Below are 26997 nucleotides of genomic sequence, written 5' to 3'. Positions count from 1 at the left end.
GGCAATGGCCGCAGGCGTCAATCCGATTGGCGGAAAGTGTCAGCGGATGACGGCCCGCAGGCGGGACCGCACACAAGCCGGTTGCGGCGGTATTCCCCGGGCGACACGCCGGTCCATTTCTTGAACGCGCGGTGGAAGGTGCTGGATTCCGAATAGCCCAGGCGCTCGGCGATGTCCATCAGCGACAGGTCGTGCCGGCCCAGGTATTCGACCGCCGCATCGCGCCGCAGATCGTCCTTCAGCACCTGGAAGCCCTGCCCTTCGTCGCGCAGGTGGCGCCGGAGCGTCTGCGGCGTCATCGACAGCTGCGCGCTGACCTGCGCCAGCGACGGCAGTTCGGCCGACAGGTCGCTGCGCAGCAGGCGCCGGATGCGGTCGGTCAGGGTGGCGCGGTCCTGGTACTTCACCAGCAGATCGAACGGCGCATTCGCCAGGAAGGCCTTCAGCGCCTGCGCGTCCTGCACGACCGGCAGCGCCAGCCAGCGCGACTCCAGCCGCAGGCCCGTCACCTGCTGTCCGTAGCGGACCGGGGCATGGAACACCTTCTGCGCGTCGGCGCTGCGCGTGCCGTCGTTGTAGTCCACGCCCAGGATCGGAATGCGGCGGCCGGCCAGCCAGTTGGCGACGCCCAGCGTGAAGAACAGGAACGTGCGTTCGCCGTACCACTGCGTGCAGCGGCGCTCGCCGCGCGCGTCCAGCACGATGCGCGCGGCATCGCGGGTGACGCACAGGCGCGCGGTGAAGTCGCGCAGCACGCCGTGGTAGTAGCGGAACGCGACGCGCAACGCCTGGCCCACCGTGGCTTCCTGCAGCGCCAGCCGGCAGGCATGGGCGAAGGCGCCCAGCGGAACGGGCTGCCGTCCCATGCCCAGGAAATCATCGCGCGTGGCGCGCCGCAGCATCCGCAGGATCTGCGCGAACTGCGACTGCGACACGCGCGCCATGGGCGCCTGCAGCAGCGCGGGCGGCACGTCGGCGCGCAACAGCACGCGGTCGACGTCCACGCCCCGGCTGCGTGCGCCTTGCAGGATCTGGGCGACATGCCCCACGGCGATGGTGTGATGCGTCATGGCGATTCCCGCGGCTGGGTGAACACCGATGCCGTCGATGGTAGCGAAAGGGCCGCCGGCAAGAAATGCCCGGCGTGAGCATTCCCGCCAAGCGGAATCAGCGATTTCGCCATTGGACCGCCGCAAAGCCGCGCCTAGACTGGCTCGAGCCGATTCCTGGCCGCCTCTTCGTATTTACCGGAGTCCCTCTTTGGATACGCCGAACACCGCCCCGCTCGCGGGCATCAGGATCCTGGACCTGTCGCGGCTGCTGCCCGGCCCGCTGGGCGCGCAGTACCTGGCGGACCTGGGCGCGGACGTGATCAAGATCGAAGACACGCAGTCCGGCGACTATGCGCCGCCGTCGCTGCGCGCGGTGTGCAACCGCAACAAGCGCGGCCTGCGGCTGGACCTGAAACACCCCGACGGACAGGCCGCGCTGGCGGCGCTGGCGCGCGACGCCCACGTGGTGATCGAAAGCTTCCGGCCGGGCGTCGCGGCCCGCTTGCAGGCGGACTATCCCACCCTGGCCCGCCACAATCCCCGGCTGGTGTACTGCAGCATCACGGGCTACGGCCAGACCGGCCCCCTGCGCGACGCCGCCGGGCACGACCTGAACTATTCGGCCTATGCCGGCGTGGCGGACCAGATGGGTTGCGGCCCCGATCAGCCCGCGCTGTCCAACCTGCCCGTCGCCGACGTCCTGGGCGGCTCGCTCACGGCGGCAATGGGCATCCTGGCCGCCCTGTTCGACGCGCAGCGCTCGGGCCGCGGCCGCTATCTGGACATCGCCATCGCCGATGGCCTGCTGGCCGGCGCGGCGGTGCCGCTGGCCACGCTCAATGCCCACGGGGCCACGCGGCCCGCCGGCGGCGACGCGCTGTCGGGCGCCCTGGCGTGCTACGGCCAATACCGTGCGCAGGACGGCCGCTACCTGGCCGTCGCCGCGCTGGAACCGAAATTCTGGGACGCGCTGTGCCGCCGCCTGGACCGCCCCGACCTGCTGCCCTGGCACCGCGAAGGCGACGCCGCGCAGCAGGCGCACGTGCGCGCAGAACTCGCGCGCCTGTTCGGCTCGAAACCGCGCGCGCACTGGCTGTCATTGCTGGACGGCGCGGACTGCTGCGTAACCCCGGTGCTGACGCTGTCCGAAAGCCTGTCGCATCCGCAGTTCGTCGAGCGCGGCATGGTGCGCCAGGTCCGGCACGACGCCTACGGACCGGGCGCGCAGATCGCCAGCCCCGTAAAGATGTCCGGTTTTGAATTCGCCATCCACCGCCAGGCGCCGCTGCCCGGCGAACATACCGATCAGATCCTGCGCGAGGCCGGCTACGACGACGCCGCCATCGCCAGCCTGCACGCGCGCGGCGTCGCGCGGTAGGCGCTGCATTGACCGTTGCATTGCCGTTTGCATGACCCGTTGCATGACCCGTTGCGCCTCCCGCGCGCCGGAAGCTGCCCAAGACCTGCTGTGCCCATAACAACCAGGACGGAGACTCCCATGACGGACCCCATTTGCAGCACCGTTTCGCCCAGACGCCGCAGCCTGCTCAAGCTGGGGCTGGCCTTGCCCGCGGCGCTGGGGCTTTCCGCGCCCGCGCGCGCCGCCGCCTTCCCCTCCCGGCCCGTCACGCTGATCGTGCCCTTTCCCGCGGGCGGCGCCACCGACACGCAGATGCGCGCGCTGGCGGTGGCGGCCTCGCGCGAACTGGGCCAGCCAGTGGTCATCGCCAACCGGCCCGGCGCGGGCGGCACGCTGGGGCCCGCCGCCATGGCGCAGACGGCGGCGCCCGACGGCTACACCGTATCGGTGGTCGTGGGCACGCTGTTCCGCTACCCCTTCCTGCAAGAGGTCAACTACGACCCGCTCAAGGACTTCACGTATGTCGCCTGCATGACCGCCTATTCCTACGGCATCGTCGTGCGGCAGGATGCCCCGTGGCAGACGCTGGACGAACTCATCGCCCACGCCCGGGCCAATCCCGACAAGATCAGCTACGGCGGCACCGGCACCGGCGGCTCCGGCCGCATCGCCATCGAACGCCTGTCCCGGCTGACCGGCGTCAGGTTCAACTTCATCCCCTACAAGGGCGCGGCCGAAGAAACCACCGCGCTGCTGGGCGGACACATCCAGATGGTGTCGGATGCGGGCTGGGGACCGATGATCGACACCGGCAAGGCGCGGCTGCTGGCCGTGATGGGCGACGCCCGCGCCAAACGCGTGCCCGACGTGCCCACGCTCACCGAACTGGGCTACCCCATCATCGCGTCCAATCCGGTGGGCATCGCCGGCCCCAAGGGCATGGACCCGGCCACCGTGGCCGTCCTGCAGCAGGCCTTTCATCGCGCATCGCGCGACGCGGACTACAACCGCGCACTGGAAAACGCCGACCAGCCGCACATGCTGATGGACTCGGCGGCCTACACCGACTACGCCATCCGGCAGGTGGCGCAGGAAAAGAAGTTCGTGGCCGAGCTGGGGCTGAAGATGCAGTAGCGGCCCTGCCGGCCGGCGCAGGGGCGCGGCGGACCGCCGCTGCCCGCGCCGGCATGCCAGCGCGCGGTGTCCCCGTTCAGGAAGCCGCGGGCGCCAGCATGCTGTCGCGCAGGCGCAGCACCGTCGCACAGGACGTATCGCGATGCGTCACCAGCGACAGCGACAGCGCGCCGCTTGCGTCCGCATCGGTCAGCGGCACGAACGCCACATGCGGGGTCGAATAGGCGCGCGTCACGCCCGGCACCAGCGCTACCCCCATGCCGCTGGCCACCAGGCTGACCAGCGTCTGCACCTGGATGGCCTCCTGGCTGATGCGCGGCGAAAAACCCGCCTTGTGGCACAGCGCCAGCGTCACGCCGTTCAGGCCGGGCACCTTGGCGGGCGAGTACAGCACGAAGTTCTCGGCGCGCATGCGCGCCAGGGCGATGGGGCCCGCGGCCGCCAGCGGATGCGCCGCGGGCACGGCCAGGATCAGGTCGTCGCGCTCGACCACCCACGAGTCCAGCGCGTCGTCTTCGGCCAATGGCCCGCGCACCAGGCCGGCGTCGATCTCGTTGGCGCGCAGCATCGCCACCAGGCCGACCGTGCTGTCTTCGCGCAGGTCCAACTGCACGTCCGGGTACTGCGCGCGGAACGCCGGCAGGCAGCGCGGCAGCAGCATATAGGTGGCGGACCCCACGAAACCCAGCCGCAGGGTGCCCCATTCGCCCAGGGCCACGCGGCGGGCCGCCTGCCTGGCCTGGTCGGTATGGAACAGCGCGCGGCGGGCGTCGGCCATCAGGGCGTCGCCCGCGGGCGTCGTGGTGACGCCCTTGGCGCCCCGCACCAGCAGCGGCACGCCCACCGCGTGCTCCAGCTTCTGGATGGACACCGACAGCGCGGGCTGCGCAATGTGCAGCGCATCGGCGGCGCGACGATAGCTCCCCAGTTCGGCGATGGTCACGAACTGCCGCAGCTGCCGCAAATCTATAGCCATAACAAATTCCATATCGAGCAATACCGAAGCCATATTAGACGGGTATGTGCGGCGCCGATAGGATTTCCGGCATGACAACCTCTCCCTCCCCTCGCGCCGGCGCGCTGGACGGCGTCCGCGTGCTGGACCTGACGTCCGTGGTGTTCGGCCCCTATGCCTCGCAGATCCTGGCCGACTACGGCGCCGACGTGATCAAGGTGGAAGCTCCCGCTGGCGACTCCACCCGCCGCACCGGTCCGTCGCAGGAACCGGGCCTGTCCGCGATCTTCCTGGGCCTGAACCGCAACAAGCGCAGCATCGTGCTGGACCTGAAACAGGCTGCCGCGCGGCAGGCGCTGCTGACGATGGTGGACCAGGCCGACGTGCTGATGCACAGCATGCGCCCGGCCAAGATGGCCGCGCTGGGACTGGACCCCGCCGCGCTGTGCGCGCGCAACCCCAGGCTGGTCTACGCCGGCCTGTACGGTTTCGGCGAGGGCGGCGCGTACGACGGCCGCCCGGCCTACGACGACATCATCCAGGGCCTGTCCGGCGTTGCCGACCTGGTCGGCCGCCAGACCGGCGCGCCGCGCTACCTGCCCACCGTGGCCGCGGACAAGACCTGCGGCCTGGTGGCCGCTCACGCCATCCTGGCCGCGCTGTTCCAGCGCGAGCGCACCGGCGCCGGCCAACAGCTCGAGGTGCCCATGTTCGAAAGCATGGCCTCGTTCGCGCTGGTGGAGCACTACTACGGCCGGCACCTGGCCGACGAGCCGGGCGAAGCCGGCTACCCCCGTGTGCTGACGCCGTGGCGCAGGCCCTGCCAGACGACCGACGGCCATGTGTGCCTGATGCCCTACACCGATGCCCACTGGCGCGACTTCTTCAACGCCGCGGGCCGCCCCGACCTGGCCGACGACCCGCGCTTTGCCGATATCTCTTCCCGCACGCGGCATATCGAAACGCTCTACGAACTGCAGGCGGGCATCATCGCCGCGCACGACACCGCCTGGTGGCTGGCGCTGTGCGAACGGCTGCAGATCCCGGCGGCGCCGGTCAACCGGTTGCAGGACCTGGAGTCCGATCCGCACCTGCAAAGCGTGGACTTCTTCGTGCCGCTGGAAAGCGCGTCCGGCAGCCGCTACCGCTTTCCCCGCAATCCGGTGCGCCTGGCCGCGTCCCATGTGCCGCCCGCCATGCCGCCGCGCCTGGGCGAGCACACCTGCGACGTGCTGCGCCAGGCGGGCCTCGCGCCCTCCGACATCGCCGCGCTGCTGGACACCGGTGCGGCCCGCGAAGCCCCTGCCCTCACCCGCGACAACCCCAAGGACCCCGCATGACCCAAGACAGCAACGCCCAAGGCATCGCCCTGCTCGGCCAGGGCTACTACTGGCAGGACCTCGTCGTCGGCCAGCGCTTCCACACGTTCCGGCGCACGGTCACCGAGACCGACATCGTGAACTTCATCAGCGTCACCGGCATGCTGGAGACGATCTTCATCGACGCGACCTACGCCCACGGCGCCATCCAGGGCCGCCCCGCCCCCGGCGCCCTGACCTACGGCCTGATCGAAGGGCTGATCATGCAGGGCATGGTGCAGGGCACCGGCCTGGCGCTCCTGGAAGTCCACAAGAAGATGCTGGCGCCCGTGGTGGCCGGCGACACCATCTGGGCCGAAATCGAAGTCACCGGCGTGCGCCCGACCTCGCAGCAAAACCGCGCGGTGGTGACGTCCGCCATCGAGGTCCGCAACCAGCACGGCAAGCCGGTGATGGCCTACACGGCCACGCGCATGCTGGCCGGCAGGCCGGACTGAGTCCGTCGCCGCCGGCGAAGCGCCCCGCGCAGAGGGCGCCTCCGGCAAGGCGTATTGCAGCACCCACAAAAGCACAAGGAGACAAAACCATGAAGAAAGCACTGCTGGCCGCCAGCCTGGCCGTCCTGGCGCTGGGAGGCGCCCCCGCCGCCCAGGCCGCGTGGCCGGAGCGGCCCATCACGATGGTGGTGCCCTTCCCGCCCGGCGGGCCGACCGACCTGGTCGCGCGCGTTCTGGCCAAGCAATTGACCGATCAATTGGGACAGACCGTCGTCGTGGAAAACAAGGGCGGCGCCAACGGCAACATTGGCATGCAATACGCCGCGGCCGCCAAACCCGACGGCTACACCGTCCTGTACAACACCTCGTCCATCGCGCTCAGCCCCAACCTGTATCGCTCGCTGGCGTTCGATCCGGTGAAGGACTTCGCGCCCGTCTCCAGCACGGCGGTCATCCCGCTGGTGCTGCTGGTGCATCCGTCGGTGCCCGCCGACAGCGCCGCGGCGTTCGTCGACTACGCGCGCAAGCACCCCGGAAAGCTCTCGTACGGCTCCGCCGGCGCCGGCAACGTCACGCACCTGGGCGCCCTGCTGCTGTGGCGGTCGCTGGACATCGACGCGGTCCACGTCTCCTACCGCGGCAGCGCGCCTGCCATGACGGACCTGGTGGGCGGTCAGGTGCAGGTGATGACCAACACGCTGAACGACTCGCTCGGCTTCATCCGCGAAGGCAAGCTGCGCGCCCTGGCCGTCACGAGCGACACGCGCAGCGACCAGCTTCCCAACGTGCCGACCGTGGCGGAAACCGTGGCCCCGGGCTTCGGCATGGGCGCCTGGCAAGGCGTCGTCGCACCGGCCGGAACGCCCGCGCCGGTGATCGAAAAACTGAACGCGGAAATCCTGCGCGCGCTGAAGTCGCCCGAAATACAGAAGCAGCTCAAGGTGCAGGGTGCGCAGGCGCTGGGATCGACGCCGCAGGAATATGCCGCCTATATCAAGAGCGAGATACAGCGGTGGGGAGAGGTGGTGAAGGCGGCGAATGTAAAGCTGGATTAGGTGTTTGGACTACCGGAGAACCAATAAGAAACGCCCGCGACAGCGGGCGTACGATTTCATGGCATACCGCGCCGGGATGATCAGCGGCCCGCCGCCTTCGCGCTCAGCCCATTCGCCACGCCCATGTCGGTCTTGGGCACGTCGCGCAGCAGCACGCGCACGTCTTCGCCCGAGATGTCGATGCTGGCGCACACGGCCTGGTTCAGCGCCGCGATCAGGGCGGCCTTCTTGGCTTCGTCGCGGCCTTCGATGAGTTCGACGTCGACGCGCGCCATGCGCTTGCCGATCTCGCCCGCCACGATCACGTTTTCCGCGGGCACTTCCTGCAACACGATGCGCACGCTGGGCAGCGGCGCGGCGATGCTGTCGACGACGGCGTTGGACGCGGCCTTCAGCAGGGCGGCCTTCTGGGCGGCCGAATGGCCTTGCAGGATCTGGACATTCAAGATGGGCATGACGGAATCCGATTTTCCAAGTGGGGGGGAAACCGGCCTGACCGACCGGCAAGCCATCATATCGTGACTGCGCCCGCGTGCAAGGGCATGCACGCGGGCGCAATCAGGCGGGTCGGAAGAACCGCGGTCAGGCTGCCTTGTCGTGGGGCGCCGGCTCGGACTCGGCCTCGGATTCAGGCCCGGCCACCAGCTCGGCCGCGTCGGCCGGGACCGGCGTGTCGGCCAGGGCCGGCGTCACCAGTTCCACCACCTTCTTGCGAGACAGCATGCCCAGGAACTCGTCGTCCTCGCCCGTCACCGCGACCGGCTGGTCGCTGTGCACCAGCTGGGCCAGCACTTCGCCCAGGCCCGCCGTGGCCGGCACGGAGGCCAGGTCCTCGACGAAGCGCGACACGTCGCGCGCGCCTTCCTGCATGGCCTGTTCGGCGGCCTTGGCGGTCAGCACGCCCGCCAGCCGCTTGCCGTCCAGCACCGGCGCGTACTCGTAGTTCAGCGCGTTCATGCGGTCCATGGCATGCGCGGGGCGCGAACGCATCGTCAGCGTCAGGCGCGCCGGATTCACGGCGTGCGTGGCGTTGAGCACCTTGGTGCGGTTCACGTCCTGCAGGAACGACTGCACGTAATCGTTGGCCGGGTTCAGCAGGATGTCTTCCGGCGTACCTTCCTGGACCAGCTCGCCGTCCTTCAGGATGGCGATGCGGTTGCCCAGGCGCAGGGCTTCGTCCAGGTCATGCGTGATGAAGACGATGGTCTTGTTGAGCTTGGCCTGCAGCTGCAGCAGCTGGTCCTGCATCTCGCGGCGGATCAGCGGGTCCAGCGCGGAGAAGGCCTCGTCCATCAGCAGGATTTCGGCGTCGGTGGCCAGGGCGCGCGCCAGGCCGACGCGCTGCTGCATGCCGCCGGACAGCTGGTGCGGATACTGGTTCTCGAAGCCCGACAGGCCCACCTGGTCCAGCCATTCGCGGGCGCGCTTCTCGCGCTCGGCCTTGGCCACGCCCTGCACGGTCAGGCCGTACGCGGCGTTGTCCAGCACGGTGCGGTGCGGGAACAGGCCGAAGCGCTGGAACACCATGCTCATCTTCTTTTGGCGGAAGACTTCCAGGTCGCGCTTGTTCAGGCTGACCACGTCGACGCCGTCGACCAGGATATGGCCCGAGCTGGGCTCGATCAGGCGGTTGAAGTGGCGGATCAGCGTGGACTTGCCGGATCCGGACAAGCCCATGATGACGTAGATGCTGCCTTCTTCGATCGACAGGCTGATGTCGCGCAGGCCCAGGGTGTGGCCGCTTTCGGCCAGCAGCTGTTCCTTGCTCATGCCGCCCTGGGCGGCTTGCAGCCATTTCTTCGGATGCGGTCCGAAGACCTTGTAGATGTTCTTGACCTCGATCTTGCTCATCGCTGGCCTCCCATGCGCATGCGCTGTCCATACGATTGCGTGATCCGGTCGAACAGCACGGCCAGCACCACGATACCCAGGCCGGCCAACAGGCCCCGGCCCACTTCCAGGCGATTGATGCCCAGGAGCACTTCATAGCCCAGGCCGCGCGCGCCGATCATGGACGCGATGACGACCATCGACAGCGCCATCATGGTGGTCTGGTTGATGCCCGCCATGATGTTGGGCAGCGCCAGCGGCAGCTGCACGCCGAAGAGCTGCTGGCGCGGATTGGCGCCGAAGGCGCGCGACGCTTCCAGCACTTCGCGGTCGACCAGGCGGATGCCCAGGTCGGTCAGACGGATCAGCGGCGGCACGGCGTAGATGACGGTCGCGATGATGGCGGGAATCTTGCCCAGGCCGAACAGCATCACGACGGGAATCAGGTACACGAAGCTGGGCATGGTCTGCATCACGTCCAGCACGGGCAGCATGCCCGAGCGCAGCCAGTTCACCCGCGCCATGAGCACACCCAGCGGGATGCCGATCAGCACCGACAGGCCGGCCGCCATGATCATGAGCGCCAGCGTCTGCATGCCGGCGTCCCACAGGCCCAGCACGCCGATCACGCACAGCAGCGCGCCCATGGCCAGGCTCAGGCCGACGCGGCGGCTGACGCCATAGGCGATGGCGACGGTCACCGCGACCACCGCCCACCAGGGCGAGCTGCGCAGCAGTTGCTCCAGCCACACCAACGCGTGCAGGACGGGCTGGGAAAGCTTCTCCAGCGTGTCCGCGTAGTTGGTGACCAGGTGATCGACAAAGCCGTCGATCGCCCCCCGTACCTGACGGGCGGGAATAATTTCAGGAAACATGCATTCGACTCCATTCTGGCGCGCTCGCCGCCCATGTCGCCACCGGAGTGCCCGGCATGGCGGAAAACAACGAGACTGAAACGGGTGTCCGACACCTCGATGGGAGGCCAGAGGCCCTGGCCCATCTCACGACGGTGTCAGGCACCGTTGAAGCTGCCACGGCCGGTGGCGGCACAAGCGCGCTTGACTGGCCGGGCGCTTGCGCCCGGCCGGCGGCCATCCCGGCAAAGAGGTCCGGCCCATTGACGGACCGGTACGCGCCACTGCGGCGCGCAGCCAGGATCACGGTGCGTTACAGCGCGCTTTGGACGCGCCCGGCGACGTCGGCGGGGACCCACTTGGTCCAGACGTCGGGCTTGTTTTTCAGGAACCACTTGGCCACGGCGTTGGACTCGTCGCCGGACTCTTCCATGTGGGCCAGGGTTTCATTGATCACCGGCAGCGGCACCGAGACCTTGGACAGGAATTCGGTGAGCTTGGGCGCTTCCTGCGAGAACTTGGTGTTCACCGCGGTGAAGACGGGATTGTCGGGATAGGCGCTGGGCTCGGGCTTGGCGCACTTGGGCGAGGTCAGGCACTTGTGCTTTTCCGCGTCATAGGGCGGCATGTCCAGCTTCACCAGATCCATGGCGCCGACCAGCGGCGTGGGCGACCAGTAGTAGAAGACCACGTTTTGCTTGCGCTTGTAGGCCGACATCAGGGCCGCCTTCTGCGCCGCGCCCGTGCCGGGCGAGTACAGCGTGTAGGAGTCGTCCAGCTTCAGCGCGTGGAACAGGTTGTTGCTGGTGACTTCGCAGCCCCAGCCCGCCGGGCAGCCGTAGAAACGGCCCTTGCCGGGCTCTTCCGGATCCTTGAATTCGTCCTTGAACTTGGGCAGGTCGGCCGCGGACTTCAGCTCGGGCAGGCGCTCGGCGGTGTAGCGGGGGATGTACCAGCCCTCGGCGCCCATGTACAGGTCGCCGATGCGCTTGACCTTGCCGGTCTTCTCGGCGCGGTCCCAGGGATCGGCCACGCTGTTCAGCCAGATTTCGGTATTGATGTCGAGATCGCCGCGCTCGAGCGCGGCCAGGGCAGGCAGGGTCTCGGTGGGCAGGGTTTCGGTCTTGCAACCGTAGCCCTTTTCCATGATGAAACGTTCGACGTCGACGAGGACCAGGTTGGATTCCCAGTTCATCGCGCCGAAATTGACCGGACGCTTGATTTCGCACTGCGGGGCGTCGGCGGCTTGGGCCGCTCCGGCGAAGGCGAACAACACGGCCGCGGCGGCCAGGGTCTTGACAGGGGTAAAACGCATTGGCTTTTGCCTCCATAGGTTCAGGCACACACGCCAGGCTTGGCCTGGGGGGCGCCATGGAGCTAAGGGGGTTGTGCGGAAGACGGGCAGAACCGCCAATACAAACCGACACTAGCAACAAGACGGTCCGCGAGGGATGCGGCGTCTTGCAAGACAGGAGTTTCAAAAACGAGTTTTTGAAAACCCACAGAAAGTGAACAAACTGAACGAAGAAGGCAGCATCTTAAACGAAATTGCTGCGCAGACCAACCCCAGGCATGAATTAACCGGAAACAATCGGGGCAAATTAGATAAGGGATAACCCTTATCAATCCTGGGGGGAAAGCGCATTTCCCCTAAGGAAAATTGCTTCGGAAGCACAGATACATCCAGTTAACATTACGTTCTTATTAATACATACAGACCGTTCCAAAAGGGGCTCCAGCCCCCCTTCCGGAACGGCGAAACCGCCGTTTCCGGTTCCGCTTTTACCCTTATTTCGGAGCCAGCCGCGCGGGCGCTGGAACGGGTCCAGACGCAGGGATTGTGCGCCTGCGATCCATAACTTCAGCTACCTGGCCCGCCATGCGCCTGCTCGAAGAAATAATCCTTCCATGAGTCGGCCCTGGACTGCAGCACGCCGATCTCGTGCAGCTTGTCCGCATACACCCGGGTCTGCTGCGGACTGATCGTGAACTGGTTTTCCGGATCGTCGATGATCTTCTTCACGAAGTCCGGCGGCAGCCTGGAGTTCTGCTGCCGAATGAAGATGGCCGCGGCCTCTTCCTTGTGCGCGGGAATCCACGCGGCCGCTTCCGCCAGCGCCGCGTAGAAGGCCTGGTAGGTCTTGGGATTGGCGTCGTGGAACTTCTGCGTGGTGTACAGCACGTTGAACGTCGCGGGGCCGCCCAGGATGTCGTAGGAACTGATCACCTTGTGCACCGCGGGGTTGCGTTCCAGCGCCTGGTAGTAGAACGGCGCGCTGGAGAAATGCGCGTTCACTTCCAGGCCGCCTGAGATCAGAGCCGTGGTCGCATCCGGATGCGGCAGGCTGATCGAGATGTCGTCGAAGCGCTTGAAATTGTCTTTGCCGTAGCGCTTGGCAGCCTCGATCTGCAGCGTGCGCGACTGGAAGCCCACGCCCGCCGCCGGCACGGCGATGCGGTCCTTGGCGGTGAAGTCGTCCAGCGTCTTCACCGCCGGGTTATTGCTCAACAGATAGTTGGGCAAGGAACCCAGCGCGGCCACCAGCTTGACGTTCTGCTTGCCGCGCGTGCGGTCCCACAGCACCAGCGCCGGCGGCACGCCGGCCGACACCATGTCCAGCGCACCGGCAAGCAGCGCTTCGTTCATGGCCGATGCGCCGGATATCTGCGCCCACTCCACCTTGATGTCCAGCCCGGCCTGCCTGCCGTGCTTTTCGACCAGCTTCTGGTCCTTGACCACATCGAGGATCAGGTACGCAATGCCGAACTGCTGCGCCACGCGCAGCGTGCCCTCGCCATGGGCGGGAGCGGCAGCGGCGCCGAGGGCGGCGGCGAGCAGCGCCGCGGCAGCCAAGCAACGCCGCGGGCGAAAGGAATTGGAAAACATGGGAAGGGGCTCCTTGGGCCGGTTGATTCGCACATGCGAGATGTGCGGGCGATCCTAGCAACCGTGCGCCCCAAGGCGGAACAATCAATTTCTGCTATTCAAATAGCCGAGAGATCACGCGCCCCGTCCATACATATAGTCGCGCCGCCACGGATAAGAAAGATCCGCAGGCGCATCCAGTTCATCGGCGCGTCCCGTCGCCGGCTGCTGGGCCAGGATCTGGTGCAGCGCGATCCAGCCGTGCTCGAAGGCCATGGCGCAGCCGGCCAGATACAGCCGGTACGCGCGCAGCGAACGCTCGCCCTGGTCGCCGCCCAGTATCCGGGCCGCGTCGGGCAACCGCGCTTCCAGCCCGTCGCTCCAGGCCCACAGGGTGCGTGCGTAGTGCGGACGCAGGTTCTCGACGTCCAGGTCTTCAAGGCCGCCGTTGGCCAGCGCCTGCATCACGACACTGACGTGGGTCAGCTCGCCGCCGGGGAAGATGTACTTCTCGATGAACTCGCCCATGCCATTGCCCAGCTCGGCGTTGTAGACGCCGGCCGCAGTGATGCCGTGATTCATGATCAGCCCGCCCGGCTTGAGCAGGCGCCGCAGCTTGGCGAAATAGCTGTCGAGCTGCGCGCGGCCCACGTGCTCGAACATGCCCACGGACGCGATCTTGTCGTAGGGCTGGGAATCGTCGAGCTTGCGGTAGTCCAGAAGTTCCATGCGGACCCGTCCGCCCAGGCCTTTTTCCTGGATCAGGCGCGTGACGTGCGCATGCTGGTTGCGCGACAGCGTGATCCCCGTGGCGTCCACGCCGTAGTTTTCGGCGGCCCAGAGCAACAGGCCGCCCCATCCCGCCCCGACATCCAGGAAGCGCTCGCCGGCCTGCAGGCGCAGCTTGCGGCAGATGTGGTCCAGCTTGGCCTCCTGGGCCTGCGCCAGCGTCATGCCGGGCTCGCGGTAATAGGCGCACGAATAGACCCGGCGCGGATCCAGCCACAGCGCGTAGAAGTCGTCGGACAGGTCGTAGTGGAATTCGATCTGCTTGGCGTCGCGCTCCACCGAGTGCCGCCATACCGACATCACCTTGCGCACCAGCTCGGTCAGCCAGCCGCCCCGAGCCGCGTCCATCGGCGACCCCGGCAGGAGCGCGGCCGCGGCGGACATGACATCGCGCATGCTGCCTTCGATGTCGATGCGGCCTTCGACGTAATCCTGTCCCAGCACGCCCACGGCGCCTTCGGCCAGGTGGGCCAGCGCGGTCTTGTCGTGCGTGACGAAGCGGACTCGTGGATCGGGAGCGCCCAGCACGGCGCCATCGGGCAGCACCAGTTGGACGGTGACAGGCAGGGCCTGAAGTTTGCGTTCCACGACAGATAGCAAAGGATTCACGGCTTCTCCTCCGGATACGTAAGGACGCCACCCACTCTATCGGAAAACACCCGCAATTTTCCTGTAAGCCAGCCCATGATAAAGTCCCCGGCTTGGCGCGAAAAGTGCTTCTCGCACCCGCCCGCGCCTTGTCCCTGCGTTTTACCGCGATCTACATGCCCCCAACACAAACATCCCGCAGCAGCCTGCCCGGTTGGCTCATTCTCATGGGCGCACTGACGGCCATCGGCCCGTTCGCCATCGACATGTACCTGCCCGCGTTCCCCACGATCGCGGCGAACCTGGGCGTCTCCCGGGGCGATGTCGAACGCACGCTGGCGGCCTATCTGATCGGGCTGGCGATGGCGCAGGTGTTCTACGGCCCGATGGCCGACCGCTACGGGCGCAAGCCGCCGCTGCTGGTGGGCCTGACCCTCTTCATGATTGCTTCCCTGGGTTGCGCGCTGTCGGGCTCGGTCGAGGCCCTGACCGGCTGGCGCGTGGTGCAGGCCATGGGCGGCGCGGCCGGCATCGTGATTCCCCGGGCGGTCATCCGCGACCACTACGAAACCCATGAAGCCGCGCGCGCGATGTCGCTGCTGATGCTCATCATGGGCCTGGCGCCGATCCTCGCGCCGCTGGCGGGCGGCCAGCTGCTGGCCATCACGTCGTGGCGCAGCCTGTTCTGGGTGATGCTGGCGGGCGGCGCGATGCTGATGGCCGCCGTCATCATGATCATGAAGGAATCGCTGGCGCCGGAGCGCGTGGTGCCCCTGCGCTGGAGCACCATCCTGCACAACTACCGCAGCCTCTTCGCGCACCGCGGGTTCATGGCCCACAGCCTGGCGGGCGGCTTCGGCCAGGCCGGCATGTTCGCCTACATCATCGGTTCCCCGCGCGTCTTCATCGAACTCTACGGCGTGCCGCCGCAGTACTACGGCCTGCTGTTCGGCGCCAATGCGCTGTCGCTCATCATCTGCTCCCAGATCAGCGCCCGCCTGCTGCGCACTTACACGCCCAGCCAGTTGCAGCGGCGCGCCCTGACCTCGCTGGCCTGCGCCAGCCTGGTCGCCGTCGGGCTCACGCTTGCCGGCTGGCTGACGCTGCCGCTCCTGATGCTGTGCCTGATCAGCTACATGGGCAGCCAGGGTTTCGTGAACCCCAATTCGGCGGCGCTGGCGCTGGCCGACCAGGGCAAGCGCCTGGGCGCGGCCTCGGCGCTATTGGGGACACTTCAATTGTCCTGCGGCGCGCTCGCGGGTTTTGCCGTCAGCGCCTGGCAGGCGGACAGCGCCCTGCCCCTGACGACCACCCTGGCGGCGTGCGCCTGCCTGTCCTGGACCGCCGGTCGTGTGGCGCGCACGCACACGGCCTGAACCCGCCCGCTTGATTTAATTACGTTTTTCGTATTAGAATCGCTGTCTTCACATGAAGTTTCCCGTGCGGGACTACTATGCTTTGTAGTTCAGCACTCTGACCCCAACCCGCGTGTTGTGAATGACCGGGTGGCAGGCAGCGGGTATAAGCACTGGGGTGAAATCACTTTCCCCCTCATCCACTAAGACTGGGTGGCCGGAGCAGGCAGCGCGCAGCGCAGCCCACACAGCCCGGCGGCTGAAACCCTGTCTACTACCCCCATCGATGCGCGGCAAGAACGACACTAAAGAGGTGCATCCATGGCACGCGTATGCCAAGTGACCGGCAAAGGCCCGATGGTGGGCAACAATGTTTCGCACGCGAACAACAAGACCAAGCGCCGCTTCCTGCCCAACCTGCAATCGCGCCGGTTCTGGGTTGAAAGCGAAAACCGCTGGGTCCGCCTGCGTGTTTCGGCCAAGGCCATCCGCACGATCGACAAGAACGGCATCGACGCCGTGCTGGCCGACATGCGTGCCCGCGGCGAACTGGCCTAATCGGCCCTCCCGCCAATCTACATACTAGGAGCACGACATGGCCAAAGGTATCCGCGAAAAGATCAAGCTCGAGTCGACTGCCGGCACGGGTCATTTCTACACGACCACCAAGAACAAGCGCAACATGCCCGAGAAGATGCTGATCAAGAAATTTGATCCGGTCGCTCGCAAGCACGTCGACTACAAGGAAACCAAGCTGAAGTAATTCGGCCGGTATCCCGCGTTCGAAAAGGCCCTGCAATCGCAGGGCCTTTTTCATTGCCGAGCCGTCTCAAGATGAAAACGCCCCCTTGGGGGGCAGCAAGCCGAAGGCGCGCGGAAAGCGCGGCACGGGGCTTTTCCATTTGCCCCGCCGCCAAACCGCATGTTTCAATTGGGCCGCACCCGCGGCGCCCCCGGCGCATGCTGAGGCCCGACTCATCTACAGCCTGCGATACCCTGCCATGATCCGTCCCTGCCTTACCCTCATGCGCCGCGTGCTGGCGCCCGCGTTGCTGGCCCTGGCGCTGGCGCCGGCCGCCCCTGCCGCCGCCAAAGACAAGGAACCGCCGATCCGCATCGGCGAAATCAACAGCTACAAGGCAATCCCCGCCTTCCTCGGCCCCTATAAAAAAGGCTGGCAGCTTGCACTGGAAGAGGTCAACGCCGCCGGCGGCGTGCTGGGCAGGAAACTCGAGGTTATCTCCCGCGACGACAACGGCAACCCCGGCGATGCGGTCCGCGCCGCCCAGGAACTGCTGGCGCGCGAGAAAGTGGAACTGCTGTTCGGCGGTTTCCTGTCCAACACCGGCCTCGCGCTGACCGACTTCGCCAAGCAGCAAGAGGTCTTCTTCCTGGCTGCGGAACCCCTCACGGACAAGATCACCTGGCAGGAAGGCAACCGCTACACCTACCGCCTGCGCCCGTCCACCTGGATGCACGTGGCGGCGCTCGCCCCCAAGGCCCTCGCCCTGCGCAAGAAGCGCTGGGCCATCGTCTACCCCAACTACGAATACGGCCAGTCCGCCGTGGCCACGTTCAAGGCCATGATGCAGTCCTTCCAGTCGGACGTGGAATTCGTGGCCGAACAGGCCGTGCCGCTGGGCAAGGTGGATGCCGGCGCGGTCGTGCAGGCGCTGGCCGACGCCAAGCCCGACGCCATTTTCAACGTGCTGTTCGCCGCCGACCTGACCCGCTTCGTGCGTGAAGGCAACACGCGCGGCCTGTTCGAGAACATGCCCGTGGTGTCGGTGCTGTCGGGCGAACCCGAATACCTGGAGCCCCTGGGCGCCGACACGCCCACCGGCTGGATCGTCACCGGCTACCCCTGGTACGCCATCGACACGCCCGCCAACACCGCCTTCGTCGAGGCGTACAAAAAGCGCTACAACGAAACGCCCAAGGTGGGTTCGGTGGTCGGCTACGCGTCGCTGATGTCCATCGCCCAGGGCCTGAAGGCCGCCGGCTCCGTGGATACCGAAAAGCTCGTCGACGCCTTTGCCGGCCTGAAGGTCGACACCCCCTACGGCCCCATCCAGTACCGCAAGATCGACCACCAGTCCACGATGGGCGTGTACGTGGGCGTCACCGCGGTGGAAGACGGCAAGGGCATCATGAAGGACTTCGCCTACATCGACGGCGCGCGTCTGCAGCCGCCCGATGAGCAGGTGCGCAAGATGCGGCCGGCGCACTGATGAATGTTTCCGGGCTGCTGCTGCAGCTGCTCAATGGCCTGGCTGACGCCAGCGCGCTGTTCCTGGTTGCCGCCGGCCTGTCGCTGATTTTCGGCGTGACGCGCGTGGTGAACTTCGCGCACGGTTCGTTCTACATGCTGGGCATCTATCTTGCCTGGACGTTCACCCGATACTTCGGCGACGGCGCCGGCTACTGGGCCGGCCTGCTGCTGGCCGCGCTGGCGACCGGCCTCATCGGCGCGGCGGCCGAACTGCTGGTGCTCAAGCGCCTGTACCGCGCCCCCGAACTGTTCCAGCTCCTGGCGACCTTCGCGCTGGTGCTCATCATCGGCGACGCCGCGCTGGCCGTCTGGGGGCCCGAAGACCTGTTCGCCGCCCGCGCGCCGGGCCTGTCGGGCGCGGTCCAGATCCTGGGCCGGCGCTACCCCGAATACGACCTCCTGCTGATCGCGGCGGGCCCCGTGGTGCTCGGCCTGCTGTGGCTGCTGCTCATGCGCACGCGCTGGGGCAGGCTGCTGCGGGCGGCGGCCGAAAACCGCACGATGCTTGCCGCGCTGGGCGTGAACCAAGCCTGGCTGTTCACCTCCGCCTTCACCCTGGGCGCGTTCCTGGCCGGCCTGGGCGGCGCGCTGGCCGCGCCGCGCGTGCCCGCCACGCTGGGCCTGGACCTGGAGATCATCGCCAGCGCGTTCGTGGTGGTGGTCGTGGGCGGGCTGGGATCGGTGCCGGGCGCGTTCCTGGCGGCTTTGCTCATCTGCTCCGTGAAGGCGCTGTTCGTTTTCCTGGGCCAGGTGTCCATCGGCCCCTGGGTCTTCAACCTGTCCAAGCTCACGCTGCTGGCCGAATTCGCGGTCATGGCGGTGGTGCTGGTGGTGCGCCCATGGGGCCTGCTGGGCAAGCCGCCCGCGCCGTCCTCGCACGCCGCCATGCCCGAACGCCCCATCGCGCCGGCCGGCCCGCGCCTGCGGCTGGCCTATGGCGTGCTGCTCGCGCTGCTGGCGCTGGTGCCGGTCGCCACCCTGTACTGGCCATATCTCAGCATCCTGATGACCGAGATCCTGATCGCCGCGCTGTTCGCCGCCAGCCTGCACTTCCTGACCGGACTGGCCGGCATGACCTCGTTCGGCCACGCGGCCTGGTTCGGCCTGGGCGCCTATGGCGCCGCGCTGCTGCTGAAACTGGCCGCCGTTCCCATGGAAGCCGCGCTGCTGCTGGGCCCCTTCGCCGCCGCATTCGGCGCGCTGGTGTTCGGCTGGTTCTGCGTGCGCCTGTCCGGGGTCTACCTGGCCATGCTGACGCTGGCGGTCGCGCAGATCCTCTGGGCGCTGACCTATCAATGGGACGACGTCACGGGCGGCAGCAACGGCCTGACCGGACTGTGGCCGTCGGCCTGGCTGGCGCAAGGCCCCTGGTTCTACTACGTCACGCTCGCGCTGTGCGCGGCGGGCGTCTGGTGGCTGCGCCGGCTGGCGTTCTCGCCGCTGGGCTATGCCCTGCGCGGCGTGCGCGATTCGGCGTTGCGCGCCGAGGCGCTGGGCATGGAAACGCGGCGTGTGCAGTGGGCGGGCTTTGTCGCCGCCTCGTTTGCCGCGGGCCTGGCAGGATCGCTCTATGCGTTTTCCAAGGGCAGCATCGCGCCCGACGTGCTGGCGGTGAGCCGATCGGTGGACGGCCTCGTCATGGTGCTGCTGGGCGGCATCCAGACGCTGGCCGGCCCGCTCGTCGGCGCCGCGTCCTACACCTGGCTGCAGGACGCCGCCGCGCGCAGCACCGAGTACTGGCATGCCGTCCTCGGCCTGGCCATCCTGGCGCTGGTCATGGCGTTCCCCGAAGGCCTGGCCGGCGCGGCCGCGCGCCTGCGCGGGAGGCAGGCATGAACGCGCCCGCCCCGCTGCTGCAGGTCCGCAACCTGCGCAAATCGTTCGGCGGCATCGATGCGCTGGCGGACGTGTCCTTCACGCTCGAGGCCGGGCGCATGCTGGCCCTGATCGGCCCCAACGGCGCCGGCAAGTCGACCTGCTTCAATGTGCTGGGCGGGCAACTGCGCCCCGACACCGGCTCCGTCCTGCTGGACGGCCAGGAACTGGTCGGCCTGTCGGCGGGCCGGATCTGCCGGCTGGGCGTGGGGCGCACCTTCCAGACAGCCGCCACGTTCCGGTCGATGACCGTGCTCGAAAATGTGCAGACCGCCCTGCTGTCGCGCGACCGGATGCTGTTCAACCCCTGGCGCCGCGCCGCCCGGCACGCCGCCGACGAAGCGATGACCCTGCTGTCGCAGGTGCAGATGGCCAACAAGGCGGACGAAGCCTGCGGCACGCTGGCCTACGGCGACGTCAAGCGAGTCGAACTGGCCATGGCGCTGGCGCATCAGCCGCGGCTTCTGCTCATGGACGAACCGACCGCCGGCATGGCCACCAACGAACGCCACGCGCTGATGCGCCTGACGCGCAAGCTGGCCGACACGCAGCGCATCGCCGTCCTGTTCACGGAGCACAGCCTGGACGTGGTATTCAAGCACGCCGACCGCATCGCCGTGCTGGTCCGCGGCAGCCTGCTGGCCGAGGGCGCGCCGGCCGCGATCGCGGCCGACGAACGGGTCAAGGCCGCCTACCTGGGCACCGAAGCCCCGCAATCCGCCTGAGCGCCATCCGCGCGGCGGCTCAGCCGCCGTTCTGCGGACTCTCGGGCTGGCATTCCCAGAATATCCGGGCCGTGCAGCCCGCGCAGATGCCCCGGTCCAGCTTGGCGTAGATGGCGTGCAGCGCCGTCGCCTTGTCCGGGAAGATGTGATCCGCGCCCAGGCGCTCCAGGAACCCCGTGCGCCGCCACATCTCCAGCACCTCGGGGCGCGGCCGATGGAAGTACAGGTCGCCGCCCATGGCACGCCGGGCGACAAGCTCATCGTCCCAGACCTGGGCGCCGGCCAGGTCGATGAAGTTCATGCTTTTCGCCATCACCAGCAGATGGCGCGGCGCACCGGGCGCGGCACGCAGTTCATGCAGGCGCTGCGCCACATGCGCGGCCGCGCCGAAATAGACGGAACCCTCCATGCGCAGCAGTTTCAGCTGCGGGCATTCCGGCAGCGCGTCGCGCTGGTGTTCGATCACGATGAACCGCCGGTCCAGCCCGCGCGAATCGAACCCCATCGTGCGCATCGCCGGCCGCGACGTGCGGTGCAGGTAGACCATCAGGGACAGCACCGTGCCCAGCAGAATCGCCACTTCCATGCGGATGGCGATCGTGGCGGCCAGCGTTGCGCCGGCAATGGCGCATTCGCCCGGCTGGGTGCGCAGCAGCTGGCGCCAGCGCGGAATGTCCAGCAGCGTCCATGCCACCAGCAACAACAGTCCGGAAATCGCGGCATGCGGAATCATCGCCAGCAGCTTCGCCGAAACCGCCACCAGCAGCATCAGCAGCAACGCCGAGAACACGGAGGCGAGCGGCGTCTTCGCGCCGGCCTCGTAATTCGGAATGGAACGGTTCAGCGAACCGCAGGACAGATAGCAGGAAAAGAATCCGCCGACGATGTTGGACAGGCCCTGCCCCACGAACTCCCGGTTCGCGTCGATGCGCTGGCCCGACCGCGAAGCCACGGCCTTGGCGATGGAAATGGACTGAGCCAGCGCCACGATGGTCAGCGCGAACGCCAGGCTCAGCAGGTCGGGCAGCGTGCGCCAATCGATGCTGGGCACGTGGAAAGGCGGCCAGGGCTGGGCGATCGCACCCAGCACAGGCACTGGCGCGCCGCCCCCGTTCTGAACCAGCGTATTGAACGCCCAGGCGGCGAATGTGCCCGCCGCCAGCCCCAGCAGCATGTACGGCTTGCGCTTGTCCAGCTTGCGCGCCAGCAAGGCCGCGGCCAGAGTGACCAGCGTCACCAGCAAGGCGCCCGGATGCACCTGGCCGATATGCGTGACCACGCTTTCCAGCACGGCGCCCGCGCCGTGCGATTCGGACTCCGGCAGGCCCAGCGCGTCCTTGAGCGCATGCACCGCGATCAGCACCGCCGCGCCACTGGTGAAGCCGAACAACGCCGACGGCGAAATGAAATGCGCCAGCGAACCGAGCCGCAGCGTCCCCACGAGCCACTGCATGACGCCGACCAGCACCGTCACGGCCAGCGCGAGCTGGATGTATCCCGGGCTGCCGGCGGCGGCCAGCGGCGCCAGCACCGCGAACAGCGCAAGCGAATTCGCGTTGGTCGGGCCGGACATCACGTGGCGGCTGGACCCGAACAGCGCGGCCACGATACAGGGGACGATGGCGGAATACAGACCGTACTCCGGCGGCAGTCCGGCCAGCGTGGCGAACGCCACGCCCTGCGGCAGCACCAGCAACGCGCCCAGCAGGCCCGCGGCCAGGTCGGCGCGCAGCGTCAGCCCGTTGACCTCATCCACCCACGAGCCGAACAGCCGGCGCGCTACGTTCCTTCCCCCCTGCATCATCCTGTCTTGTTCCCTGGACATCGGCGCCTCGCGCCTGTCCGCGTAGCGTAATCGCTCGCCTGCGGCCGCGCAACGCGCAAGCCGCCCCCCATGACGGCGACGGTTCAGCCGGCCTCGCCGCCGCGCCGCGCCTTCATGGCCTGTCCGATCGCGGCCAGCGCATCGTCCGGTATCAGCCGCGCGGCCATCGGCAGCAGCTCGTCCTCTTCGCGCCGGATGTGCGCCGCGTAGGCGTCGGCGAAAGCCTGCACCTGCAGCGCCGGCAGTTCCGCCGGCCGGCCCGCCGCGATCTCGGACAGAGCGCGGCGCAACGGCTCCCACAGGCCGGCCAGCCGCCGATGGTCCGCCATCAGGCCGTCCACCAGGGCGTGCAGACAGACGGCGTCGGAACCCGCCATCGAATCGATCAGGGCCGGGAAGAGGTCCTCTTCTTCGTCTTCATGGTGATGCGCCGCCGCCGTGTCGAAATACCGGCGCACGCTGGCGGCCGCGGTCTGGGCCGTCGCGTCGCTGCCGTGCGCGGGCAGGTGCGCCGCCAGCCGCGCCAGGGTGGCGCATTGGCGGGCGATGCGCCCATGGCACGCCGACAGCAGGGCCAGCGGATCTTCAGGACCCGGCGCCGCGGCCGGCCCGCCAGGAAAGCTCACTGCCATCGCATGCCTCCGTTTTGCTGCGCTACCCTTCGGTTCCCCGCCACCACAGGCGGATGGAATCCCATGCGCGACCGGCGAATCCCGCCTCGGCCACCGGCTCCAGCGCGACGACCGGAAACTGCATGGCCGGCTTGCCGTCCACCATCACGCGCAATGCGCCCACCGTGGACTGGGCCGTGATCGGCGCGACCAGCGGCGCCTGCGGCGTCCACACGGACTCGACCTTGGCGCCGGCGGGCACCGTGACATAGGCGTCCCGCGCGAAACCGGCTTTCAGGCTGTCGACCTCGCCCTTCCAGACCTCGGGCGTGGCCACGGCCTGGCCGCGCGCATACAGCTTGATGGTATTGAACCCCTGAAAGCCCCACTCCAGCAACTCGCGGCTTTCCTGCGTGCGCAGCTTGTCCGACGCCGTGCCCACCACCACCGTGATCAGCCGCCGCTGGTCGGCGCCGTTCGGCCTGCGCGCCGTGGCCACGATGCAATAGCCCGCCGAATCCGTGTGCCCCGTCTTCAGCCCGTCCACGCTGGGATCCAGCCACAGGAGGCGGTTGCGGTTGGGCTGGGTGATCTTGTTGAACGTGAACTGCTTGGCGGAATCGTAAGCCTTGTAGAGCTGGGGATAGTCGCGGATGTAGCGCGTGGCCAAGATCGACAGGTCGCTCGCTGTCGAATACGTGCCCGGGTCCGGCAGGCCGTGCGGGCTGGCGAAATGCGTGGCGTGCAGGCCCAGCCTGGCGGCGGTGTCGTTCATCCGCGCGACAAAGGCCTCGACGCTGCCGGATACGGCCTCGGCCAGCGCAACGGCCGCGTCGTTGCCGGACTGGATCATCAGGCCGCGCAGCAGATCGTCCACCGACACCTTCGATCCGGGCTCGAGGAACATCTTCGAACTGCCCGCCGGCACCTTCCAGGCCCGCGTCGAGATCGTGACCAGCTGGCTGGACGACAGCTCATTCTTGCTCAGGGCCTCGAACACGACGTAGGCCGTCATGATCTTGGTCAAGGACGCCGGCTCGATCCGGGTCGTGGCCGCGTGCGACGCGATGACCTGGCCGCTGGTCTCATCCAGCAAGAGCCAGGCCTTGGCCGACAGCGCCGGCGCGGGCATCGATTGCGCCATGGCGCCGGATATACAAGCGGTCGCAACGAGCAGGCTCGCCGCCAACTTCTTCATCAACATATAGCTGCTTCACTTCCATGCGTGGTTTCTACCGGCGCGCAAAACAGGCAAAAAATGCCTGAATTCAGGGGCTTTCGGCCCATGCCGCCCTTGCGCGCCGCCCGCAATTTGAACACGCGCAGCGCTTAAGGTTCACGGCTGCGCAACGCCGCAAGATTTGACCGCGAATGTCACGACATCTTGCAGGAGCCCTTGTAGAAAGCACTTTTCTGCGCTGAAAACAACAAACAGTGGCTGAAAACCCGCTTGAAAGCCGCATTTAACGCCGCTCTTCCGCTATCATCGGGCGCGTAGCGTTAAACGCCGATACCCGGCACGCGCTGCTCCATGTCCTCAACATACGGATTTTGACCATGGCCACGAAAGCAAAAGCTCCTGCCAAGAAAGTCACCAAGCCCGCCGTCAAGGCGCCCGCAAAGAAGGCAACCGCCGCCAAGCCCGCTGTGAAGCCGGCTGCCAAGAAGGTCGTCGCCGCCAAGAAGGTCGCTGCTGCACCCAAGGCCATCAAGGCTGCTCTGAACAAGACCCAGCTCATCGCCTACATCGTCGAGCAATCCGGCGTCGAAGCCAAGTCGGTCAAGGCCGTCCTGGCCAGCCTGGAAACCTCGGTGCTGGGTTCCGTGGACAAGAAGGGCGCCGGCGAATTCACGCTGCCCGGCCTGTTCAAGGTTGCCGTGCAGAAGGTTCCCGCCAAGGCCAAGCGCTTCGGCAAGGACCCGTTCACCGGTGAAGAGCGCTGGTTCCCCGCCAAGCCGGCTTCGGTCAAGGTGAAGGTTCGCCCGCTCAAGAAGCTGAAGGACGCCGCGCAGTAATTCGTTTACGCGCAGTATCCGGTCAAGCCGGGAAGGGCCCGCCTCGCAAGAGGCGGGCCCTTCTTTTTTTTTGCCCTTGCTTTGCATCCGCGCGGACGCGCTGCTAGAATTTATCTTCACGTAAAGATACTTCACATCAAAATAAGTTCAGCCCCATGAATGACCTCGTCGATCACGTCATCTCGCAGTGGACGCAGGAATGTCCCGCCCAGGACTTCGCCGCCATGTCGGTCGTCGCGCGCGTGTTCCGCCTGAATGCCTTTGCCGCCCGCAACGTCAATCGCACGTTTCGCCAGCACAACCTGCATCAAGGCGAATTCGACGTGCTGGCCACGCTGTATCGCAGCGGCGCGCCCCACGCGATGAATCCGCAGAAGCTGGTCGAAGCGCTGCTGCTGACCTCCGGCGCCATGACCAACCGCCTGGATCGCCTGGAACAGGCGGGCCTGCTGGCGCGCACCCCCAATCCCGACGACCGGCGCGGCGTCATCGTCACGCTCACGGCGGAAGGGCTGCGCGTCATCAAGCTGGTGCTCAAGGAATACCTGAAGGACCTGAACGAATTGCTGGAGCCGCTGTCGGCGGCCGAACGCCGGCAACTGGCCGGCCTCCTGAAAAAGCTGCTGCTCAAGCAGGACCAGGACACCCCGGGCAGCGTGGGCGCCTGACGCCCGCCCCCCGACCGCCCCAACGTATTTACCCATTCTCCGCAGCAGACCCGTGACATCCCCGACGCAATCGACTCCCACCCTGACGGCGCCCATCATCCTGCTGATGTCCGTGGCCACCGGCCTGGCCGTCGCCAGCAACTACTACGCGCAGCCCCTGCTGCACACCATCAGCCAGCAGTTCTCGATCTCCAACGCCGCGGCCGGCGCCATCGTCACCACCGCGCAGCTGAGCTACGCGGTGGGACTGATGCTGCTGGTGCCGCTGGGCGACATGTTCGAGCGCCGCGCCCTGATCGTGCTGATGAACCTGCTGGCGGCCGGCGGCCTCTTGATCTCGGCCTTCGCCACCAACATCGCGGTCCTGATCATCGGCACGGCCCTGACCGGCATGCTGTCCGTGGTGGCCCAGATCCTCGTGCCGTTCGCCGCCACGCTGGCGGCGCCCCATGAACGGGGCAAGGCCGTCGGAACCGTCATGAGCGGACTGCTGCTGGGCATCCTGCTGGCCCGCACCGCCGCGGGCGCGCTCGCGGACGTGGGAAGCTGGCGCACCGTGTATTGGGTCGCCGCCATCCTGATGGTGCTCATGTCGGCCGTCCTGTGGCGCGTGCTGCCCCGCTACCAGAGTCCCACCGCGATGAGCTATCCGCGCCTGCTGGGCTCGATCCTGCGCATGTTCGTCGAGGAACCCCTGTTCCGCGCCCGTTCCCTGCTGGGCGGGCTGCTGTTCGCGGCATTCAGCATGCTGTGGACGCCGCTGACGTTCCTGCTGGCCAGTCCCCCTTATGAATACAGCAACACGACCATCGGCCTGTTCGGGCTGGCGGGCGCAGCGGGAGCCTATGCCGCCAACCGCTTCGGACGCCTTGCCGACCGCGGCCTGGGCAACCTCGCCACCCGCGTCGGGCTGCTGCTGCACCTGGGATCATGGGGACTGATGGCCTTCGGCCAGGTCTCGGTGCTTGCCTTGCTGGCCGGCATCCTGCTGCAGGATCTGGCGATCCAGGGCGTGCATGTCACCAACACCAGCTCCATCTACCGTCTCCGTCCCGAAGCCCGCAGCCGCCTCACCGCGGGCTACGTCACCTGCTATTTCATCGGCGGGGCCTCCGGTTCGCTGGTATCGTCCTGGCTTTACGCCCATTTTGGCTGGCCCGGCGTGGTCACCGCGGGCGCCGTCCTGGGGGCCGTTACGCTGGCGTACGGCGCCCTCGCGCCCAGCGCGCGCATCCCGGAAACGGCCTCTCCCGCTGCCCGCGCCTAGCACCTCCTATAATCAGGGGTTTTGACCGCCTCCGCGCCCCGGCGCGATGGGGCGGCTCACCCTTTTTTGCCACCGCGCACGAGC

25 protein-coding genes are annotated in these 26997 nt (G+C 67.5%); 14 read left to right on the top strand and 11 right to left on the bottom strand.

Annotated elements, in window-relative coordinates; all coding sequences use genetic code 11:
- Positions 1-17: 17 nt before the first annotated feature.
- A complete protein-coding gene (locus ABE485_RS21220; RefSeq protein ID WP_346517238.1) occupies positions 18-1070 on the bottom strand; it encodes an AraC family transcriptional regulator in 1053 nt (350 codons plus the stop codon).
- A gap of 190 nt (positions 1071-1260) precedes the next feature.
- Between ABE485_RS21220 and ABE485_RS21215 the strand changes: the two genes are divergently transcribed.
- Together ABE485_RS21215 and ABE485_RS21210 are read left to right on the top strand one after the other, a co-directional pair.
- Positions 1261-2430, top strand: coding sequence for a CaiB/BaiF CoA transferase family protein (locus ABE485_RS21215; RefSeq protein ID WP_346517237.1), 1170 nt, complete (start codon positions 1261-1263; stop codon positions 2428-2430).
- Between the two features lie 120 nt (positions 2431-2550).
- A complete protein-coding gene (locus ABE485_RS21210; protein ID WP_346517236.1) occupies positions 2551-3546 on the top strand; it encodes a tripartite tricarboxylate transporter substrate binding protein in 996 nt (331 codons plus the stop codon).
- Positions 3547-3622: 76 nt separating this feature from the next.
- On the opposite strand, the gene ABE485_RS21205 is transcribed toward ABE485_RS21210, so the two are convergent.
- Positions 3623-4522: a LysR family transcriptional regulator gene (locus ABE485_RS21205; RefSeq protein ID WP_346517235.1), complete on the bottom strand. Its 900-nt coding sequence runs from the start codon at positions 4520-4522 to the stop codon at positions 3623-3625.
- 71 nt (positions 4523-4593) lie between these two features.
- On the opposite strand from ABE485_RS21205, the gene ABE485_RS21200 reads away from it, so the two are divergent.
- The 3 genes from ABE485_RS21200 to ABE485_RS21190 all read left to right on the top strand — a co-directional run bounded on the left by ABE485_RS21200 (position 4594) and on the right by ABE485_RS21190 (position 7372).
- Positions 4594-5841: a CaiB/BaiF CoA transferase family protein gene (locus tag ABE485_RS21200; protein WP_346517234.1), complete on the top strand. Its 1248-nt coding sequence runs from the start codon at positions 4594-4596 to the stop codon at positions 5839-5841.
- Positions 5838-6317: a MaoC family dehydratase gene (locus ABE485_RS21195; protein WP_346517233.1), complete on the top strand. Its 480-nt coding sequence runs from the start codon at positions 5838-5840 to the stop codon at positions 6315-6317. The genes ABE485_RS21200 and ABE485_RS21195 overlap by 4 nt, the downstream gene beginning before the upstream one ends.
- 89 nt (positions 6318-6406) lie before the next feature.
- Entirely contained in the window at positions 6407-7372 is a 966-nt protein-coding gene (locus ABE485_RS21190) for a Bug family tripartite tricarboxylate transporter substrate binding protein (RefSeq protein WP_346517232.1), read from the top strand.
- An 80-nt stretch (positions 7373-7452) separates the two neighbouring features.
- Here the strand turns inward: ABE485_RS21190 and ABE485_RS21185 are convergent, their stop codons facing one another.
- The 6 genes from ABE485_RS21185 to ABE485_RS21160 all read right to left on the bottom strand — a co-directional run bounded on the left by ABE485_RS21185 (position 7453) and on the right by ABE485_RS21160 (position 14320).
- A complete protein-coding gene (locus ABE485_RS21185; RefSeq protein WP_346517231.1) occupies positions 7453-7827 on the bottom strand; it encodes a tautomerase family protein in 375 nt (124 codons plus the stop codon).
- Between the two features lie 127 nt (positions 7828-7954).
- The gene (locus ABE485_RS21180; protein WP_346517230.1) at positions 7955-9223 is read right to left on the bottom strand and encodes a quaternary amine ABC transporter ATP-binding protein; all 1269 of its coding nucleotides are present in this window, start codon (positions 9221-9223) and stop codon (positions 7955-7957) included.
- Positions 9220-10077 (bottom strand): ABC transporter permease, encoded by an 858-nt coding sequence (locus ABE485_RS21175; RefSeq protein WP_346517229.1) that lies wholly within the window; start codon positions 10075-10077, stop codon positions 9220-9222. The genes ABE485_RS21180 and ABE485_RS21175 overlap by 4 nt, the downstream gene beginning before the upstream one ends.
- 292 nt (positions 10078-10369) lie before the next feature.
- Positions 10370-11371 carry an ABC transporter substrate-binding protein gene (locus ABE485_RS21170; protein ID WP_346517228.1) on the bottom strand — a complete coding sequence of 334 codons (1002 nt, stop codon included), beginning with the start codon at positions 11369-11371 and terminating at the stop codon, positions 10370-10372.
- 546 nt (positions 11372-11917) lie between these two features.
- Positions 11918-12943 (bottom strand): ABC transporter substrate-binding protein, encoded by a 1026-nt coding sequence (locus ABE485_RS21165; RefSeq protein WP_346517227.1) that lies wholly within the window; start codon positions 12941-12943, stop codon positions 11918-11920.
- A 114-nt stretch (positions 12944-13057) separates the two neighbouring features.
- A complete protein-coding gene (locus ABE485_RS21160; RefSeq protein ID WP_346517226.1) occupies positions 13058-14320 on the bottom strand; it encodes a class I SAM-dependent methyltransferase in 1263 nt (420 codons plus the stop codon).
- 155 nt (positions 14321-14475) lie between these two features.
- Here ABE485_RS21160 and ABE485_RS21155 point away from each other — a divergent pair, with 155 nt between their 5' ends.
- The 6 genes from ABE485_RS21155 to ABE485_RS21130 all read left to right on the top strand — a co-directional run bounded on the left by ABE485_RS21155 (position 14476) and on the right by ABE485_RS21130 (position 20526).
- Positions 14476-15675, top strand: coding sequence for a Bcr/CflA family multidrug efflux MFS transporter (locus ABE485_RS21155; protein ID WP_346517225.1), 1200 nt, complete (start codon positions 14476-14478; stop codon positions 15673-15675).
- A 300-nt stretch (positions 15676-15975) separates the two neighbouring features.
- A complete protein-coding gene (rpmB, locus tag ABE485_RS21150; protein ID WP_006390601.1) occupies positions 15976-16212 on the top strand; it encodes a 50S ribosomal protein L28 in 237 nt (78 codons plus the stop codon).
- A 37-nt stretch (positions 16213-16249) separates the two neighbouring features.
- A complete protein-coding gene (gene rpmG / locus ABE485_RS21145) occupies positions 16250-16417 on the top strand; it encodes a 50S ribosomal protein L33 (protein WP_003810296.1) in 168 nt (55 codons plus the stop codon).
- A 238-nt stretch (positions 16418-16655) separates the two neighbouring features.
- Positions 16656-17885, top strand: coding sequence for an ABC transporter substrate-binding protein (locus ABE485_RS21140; protein WP_346517224.1), 1230 nt, complete (start codon positions 16656-16658; stop codon positions 17883-17885).
- Positions 17885-19762: an ABC transporter permease gene (locus ABE485_RS21135; protein WP_346517223.1), complete on the top strand. Its 1878-nt coding sequence runs from the start codon at positions 17885-17887 to the stop codon at positions 19760-19762. Before ABE485_RS21140 ends, ABE485_RS21135 begins: the two co-directional genes overlap by 1 nt.
- Positions 19759-20526 carry an ABC transporter ATP-binding protein gene (locus ABE485_RS21130; RefSeq protein WP_346517222.1) on the top strand — a complete coding sequence of 256 codons (768 nt, stop codon included), beginning with the start codon at positions 19759-19761 and terminating at the stop codon, positions 20524-20526. The genes ABE485_RS21135 and ABE485_RS21130 overlap by 4 nt, the downstream gene beginning before the upstream one ends.
- 19 nt (positions 20527-20545) lie before the next feature.
- On the opposite strand, the gene ABE485_RS21125 is transcribed toward ABE485_RS21130, so the two are convergent.
- The 3 genes from ABE485_RS21125 to ABE485_RS21115 form a co-directional block, all read right to left on the bottom strand.
- On the bottom strand, positions 20546-22351 hold the full coding sequence (locus tag ABE485_RS21125) for a SulP family inorganic anion transporter (protein WP_346517221.1): 1806 nt from the start codon (positions 22349-22351) through the stop codon (positions 20546-20548).
- Between the two features lie 83 nt (positions 22352-22434).
- The gene (locus ABE485_RS21120; RefSeq protein WP_346517220.1) at positions 22435-22983 is read right to left on the bottom strand and encodes a hemerythrin domain-containing protein; all 549 of its coding nucleotides are present in this window, start codon (positions 22981-22983) and stop codon (positions 22435-22437) included.
- Positions 22984-23005: 22 nt separating this feature from the next.
- On the bottom strand, positions 23006-24166 hold the full coding sequence (locus tag ABE485_RS21115; RefSeq protein WP_346517219.1) for a D-alanyl-D-alanine carboxypeptidase family protein: 1161 nt from the start codon (positions 24164-24166) through the stop codon (positions 23006-23008).
- A 353-nt stretch (positions 24167-24519) separates the two neighbouring features.
- On the opposite strand from ABE485_RS21115, the gene ABE485_RS21110 reads away from it, so the two are divergent.
- The 3 genes from ABE485_RS21110 to ABE485_RS21100 all read left to right on the top strand — a co-directional run bounded on the left by ABE485_RS21110 (position 24520) and on the right by ABE485_RS21100 (position 26913).
- Positions 24520-24978: an HU family DNA-binding protein gene (locus tag ABE485_RS21110; RefSeq protein WP_008166315.1), complete on the top strand. Its 459-nt coding sequence runs from the start codon at positions 24520-24522 to the stop codon at positions 24976-24978.
- 155 nt (positions 24979-25133) lie between these two features.
- Positions 25134-25646, top strand: coding sequence for a MarR family winged helix-turn-helix transcriptional regulator (locus tag ABE485_RS21105; protein WP_346517218.1), 513 nt, complete (start codon positions 25134-25136; stop codon positions 25644-25646).
- 106 nt (positions 25647-25752) lie between these two features.
- Positions 25753-26913, top strand: coding sequence for an MFS transporter (locus ABE485_RS21100; RefSeq protein ID WP_346517253.1), 1161 nt, complete (start codon positions 25753-25755; stop codon positions 26911-26913).
- The last annotated feature ends 84 nt before the right edge of the window (positions 26914-26997 follow it).

It is taken from the genome of Achromobacter spanius, assembly GCF_039673305.1.
Classification (GTDB): domain Bacteria; phylum Pseudomonadota; class Gammaproteobacteria; order Burkholderiales; family Burkholderiaceae_B; genus Achromobacter; species Achromobacter spanius_F.
Note: the sequence above shows the minus strand (reverse complement) of the source record. Positions and strands in the feature narration are given on the sequence as shown.

Coding starts and splice junctions, on each gene's coding strand:
- rpmG (WP_003810296.1), top strand. CDS start 16,250: ATGGCCAAAGGTATCCGCGAAAAGATCAAGCTCGAGTCGACTGCCGGC.
- ABE485_RS21140 (WP_346517224.1), top strand. CDS start 16,656: ATGATCCGTCCCTGCCTTACCCTCATGCGCCGCGTGCTGGCGCCCGCG.
- ABE485_RS21170 (WP_346517228.1), bottom strand. CDS start 11,371: ATGCGTTTTACCCCTGTCAAGACCCTGGCCGCCGCGGCCGTGTTGTTC.
- rpmB (WP_006390601.1), top strand. CDS start 15,976: ATGGCACGCGTATGCCAAGTGACCGGCAAAGGCCCGATGGTGGGCAAC.
- ABE485_RS21135 (WP_346517223.1), top strand. CDS start 17,885: ATGAATGTTTCCGGGCTGCTGCTGCAGCTGCTCAATGGCCTGGCTGAC.
- ABE485_RS21195 (WP_346517233.1), top strand. CDS start 5,838: ATGACCCAAGACAGCAACGCCCAAGGCATCGCCCTGCTCGGCCAGGGC.
- ABE485_RS21105 (WP_346517218.1), top strand. CDS start 25,134: ATGAATGACCTCGTCGATCACGTCATCTCGCAGTGGACGCAGGAATGT.
- ABE485_RS21110 (WP_008166315.1), top strand. CDS start 24,520: ATGGCCACGAAAGCAAAAGCTCCTGCCAAGAAAGTCACCAAGCCCGCC.
- ABE485_RS21120 (WP_346517220.1), bottom strand. CDS start 22,983: ATGGCAGTGAGCTTTCCTGGCGGGCCGGCCGCGGCGCCGGGTCCTGAA.
- ABE485_RS21185 (WP_346517231.1), bottom strand. CDS start 7,827: ATGCCCATCTTGAATGTCCAGATCCTGCAAGGCCATTCGGCCGCCCAG.
- ABE485_RS21125 (WP_346517221.1), bottom strand. CDS start 22,351: ATGTCCAGGGAACAAGACAGGATGATGCAGGGGGGAAGGAACGTAGCG.
- ABE485_RS21205 (WP_346517235.1), bottom strand. CDS start 4,522: ATGGCTATAGATTTGCGGCAGCTGCGGCAGTTCGTGACCATCGCCGAA.
- ABE485_RS21190 (WP_346517232.1), top strand. CDS start 6,407: ATGAAGAAAGCACTGCTGGCCGCCAGCCTGGCCGTCCTGGCGCTGGGA.
- ABE485_RS21100 (WP_346517253.1), top strand. CDS start 25,753: ATGTCCGTGGCCACCGGCCTGGCCGTCGCCAGCAACTACTACGCGCAG.
- ABE485_RS21115 (WP_346517219.1), bottom strand. CDS start 24,166: ATGTTGATGAAGAAGTTGGCGGCGAGCCTGCTCGTTGCGACCGCTTGT.
- ABE485_RS21200 (WP_346517234.1), top strand. CDS start 4,594: ATGACAACCTCTCCCTCCCCTCGCGCCGGCGCGCTGGACGGCGTCCGC.
- ABE485_RS21220 (WP_346517238.1), bottom strand. CDS start 1,070: ATGACGCATCACACCATCGCCGTGGGGCATGTCGCCCAGATCCTGCAA.
- ABE485_RS21175 (WP_346517229.1), bottom strand. CDS start 10,077: ATGTTTCCTGAAATTATTCCCGCCCGTCAGGTACGGGGGGCGATCGAC.
- ABE485_RS21165 (WP_346517227.1), bottom strand. CDS start 12,943: ATGTTTTCCAATTCCTTTCGCCCGCGGCGTTGCTTGGCTGCCGCGGCG.
- ABE485_RS21180 (WP_346517230.1), bottom strand. CDS start 9,223: ATGAGCAAGATCGAGGTCAAGAACATCTACAAGGTCTTCGGACCGCAT.
- ABE485_RS21155 (WP_346517225.1), top strand. CDS start 14,476: ATGCCCCCAACACAAACATCCCGCAGCAGCCTGCCCGGTTGGCTCATT.
- ABE485_RS21210 (WP_346517236.1), top strand. CDS start 2,551: ATGACGGACCCCATTTGCAGCACCGTTTCGCCCAGACGCCGCAGCCTG.
- ABE485_RS21130 (WP_346517222.1), top strand. CDS start 19,759: ATGAACGCGCCCGCCCCGCTGCTGCAGGTCCGCAACCTGCGCAAATCG.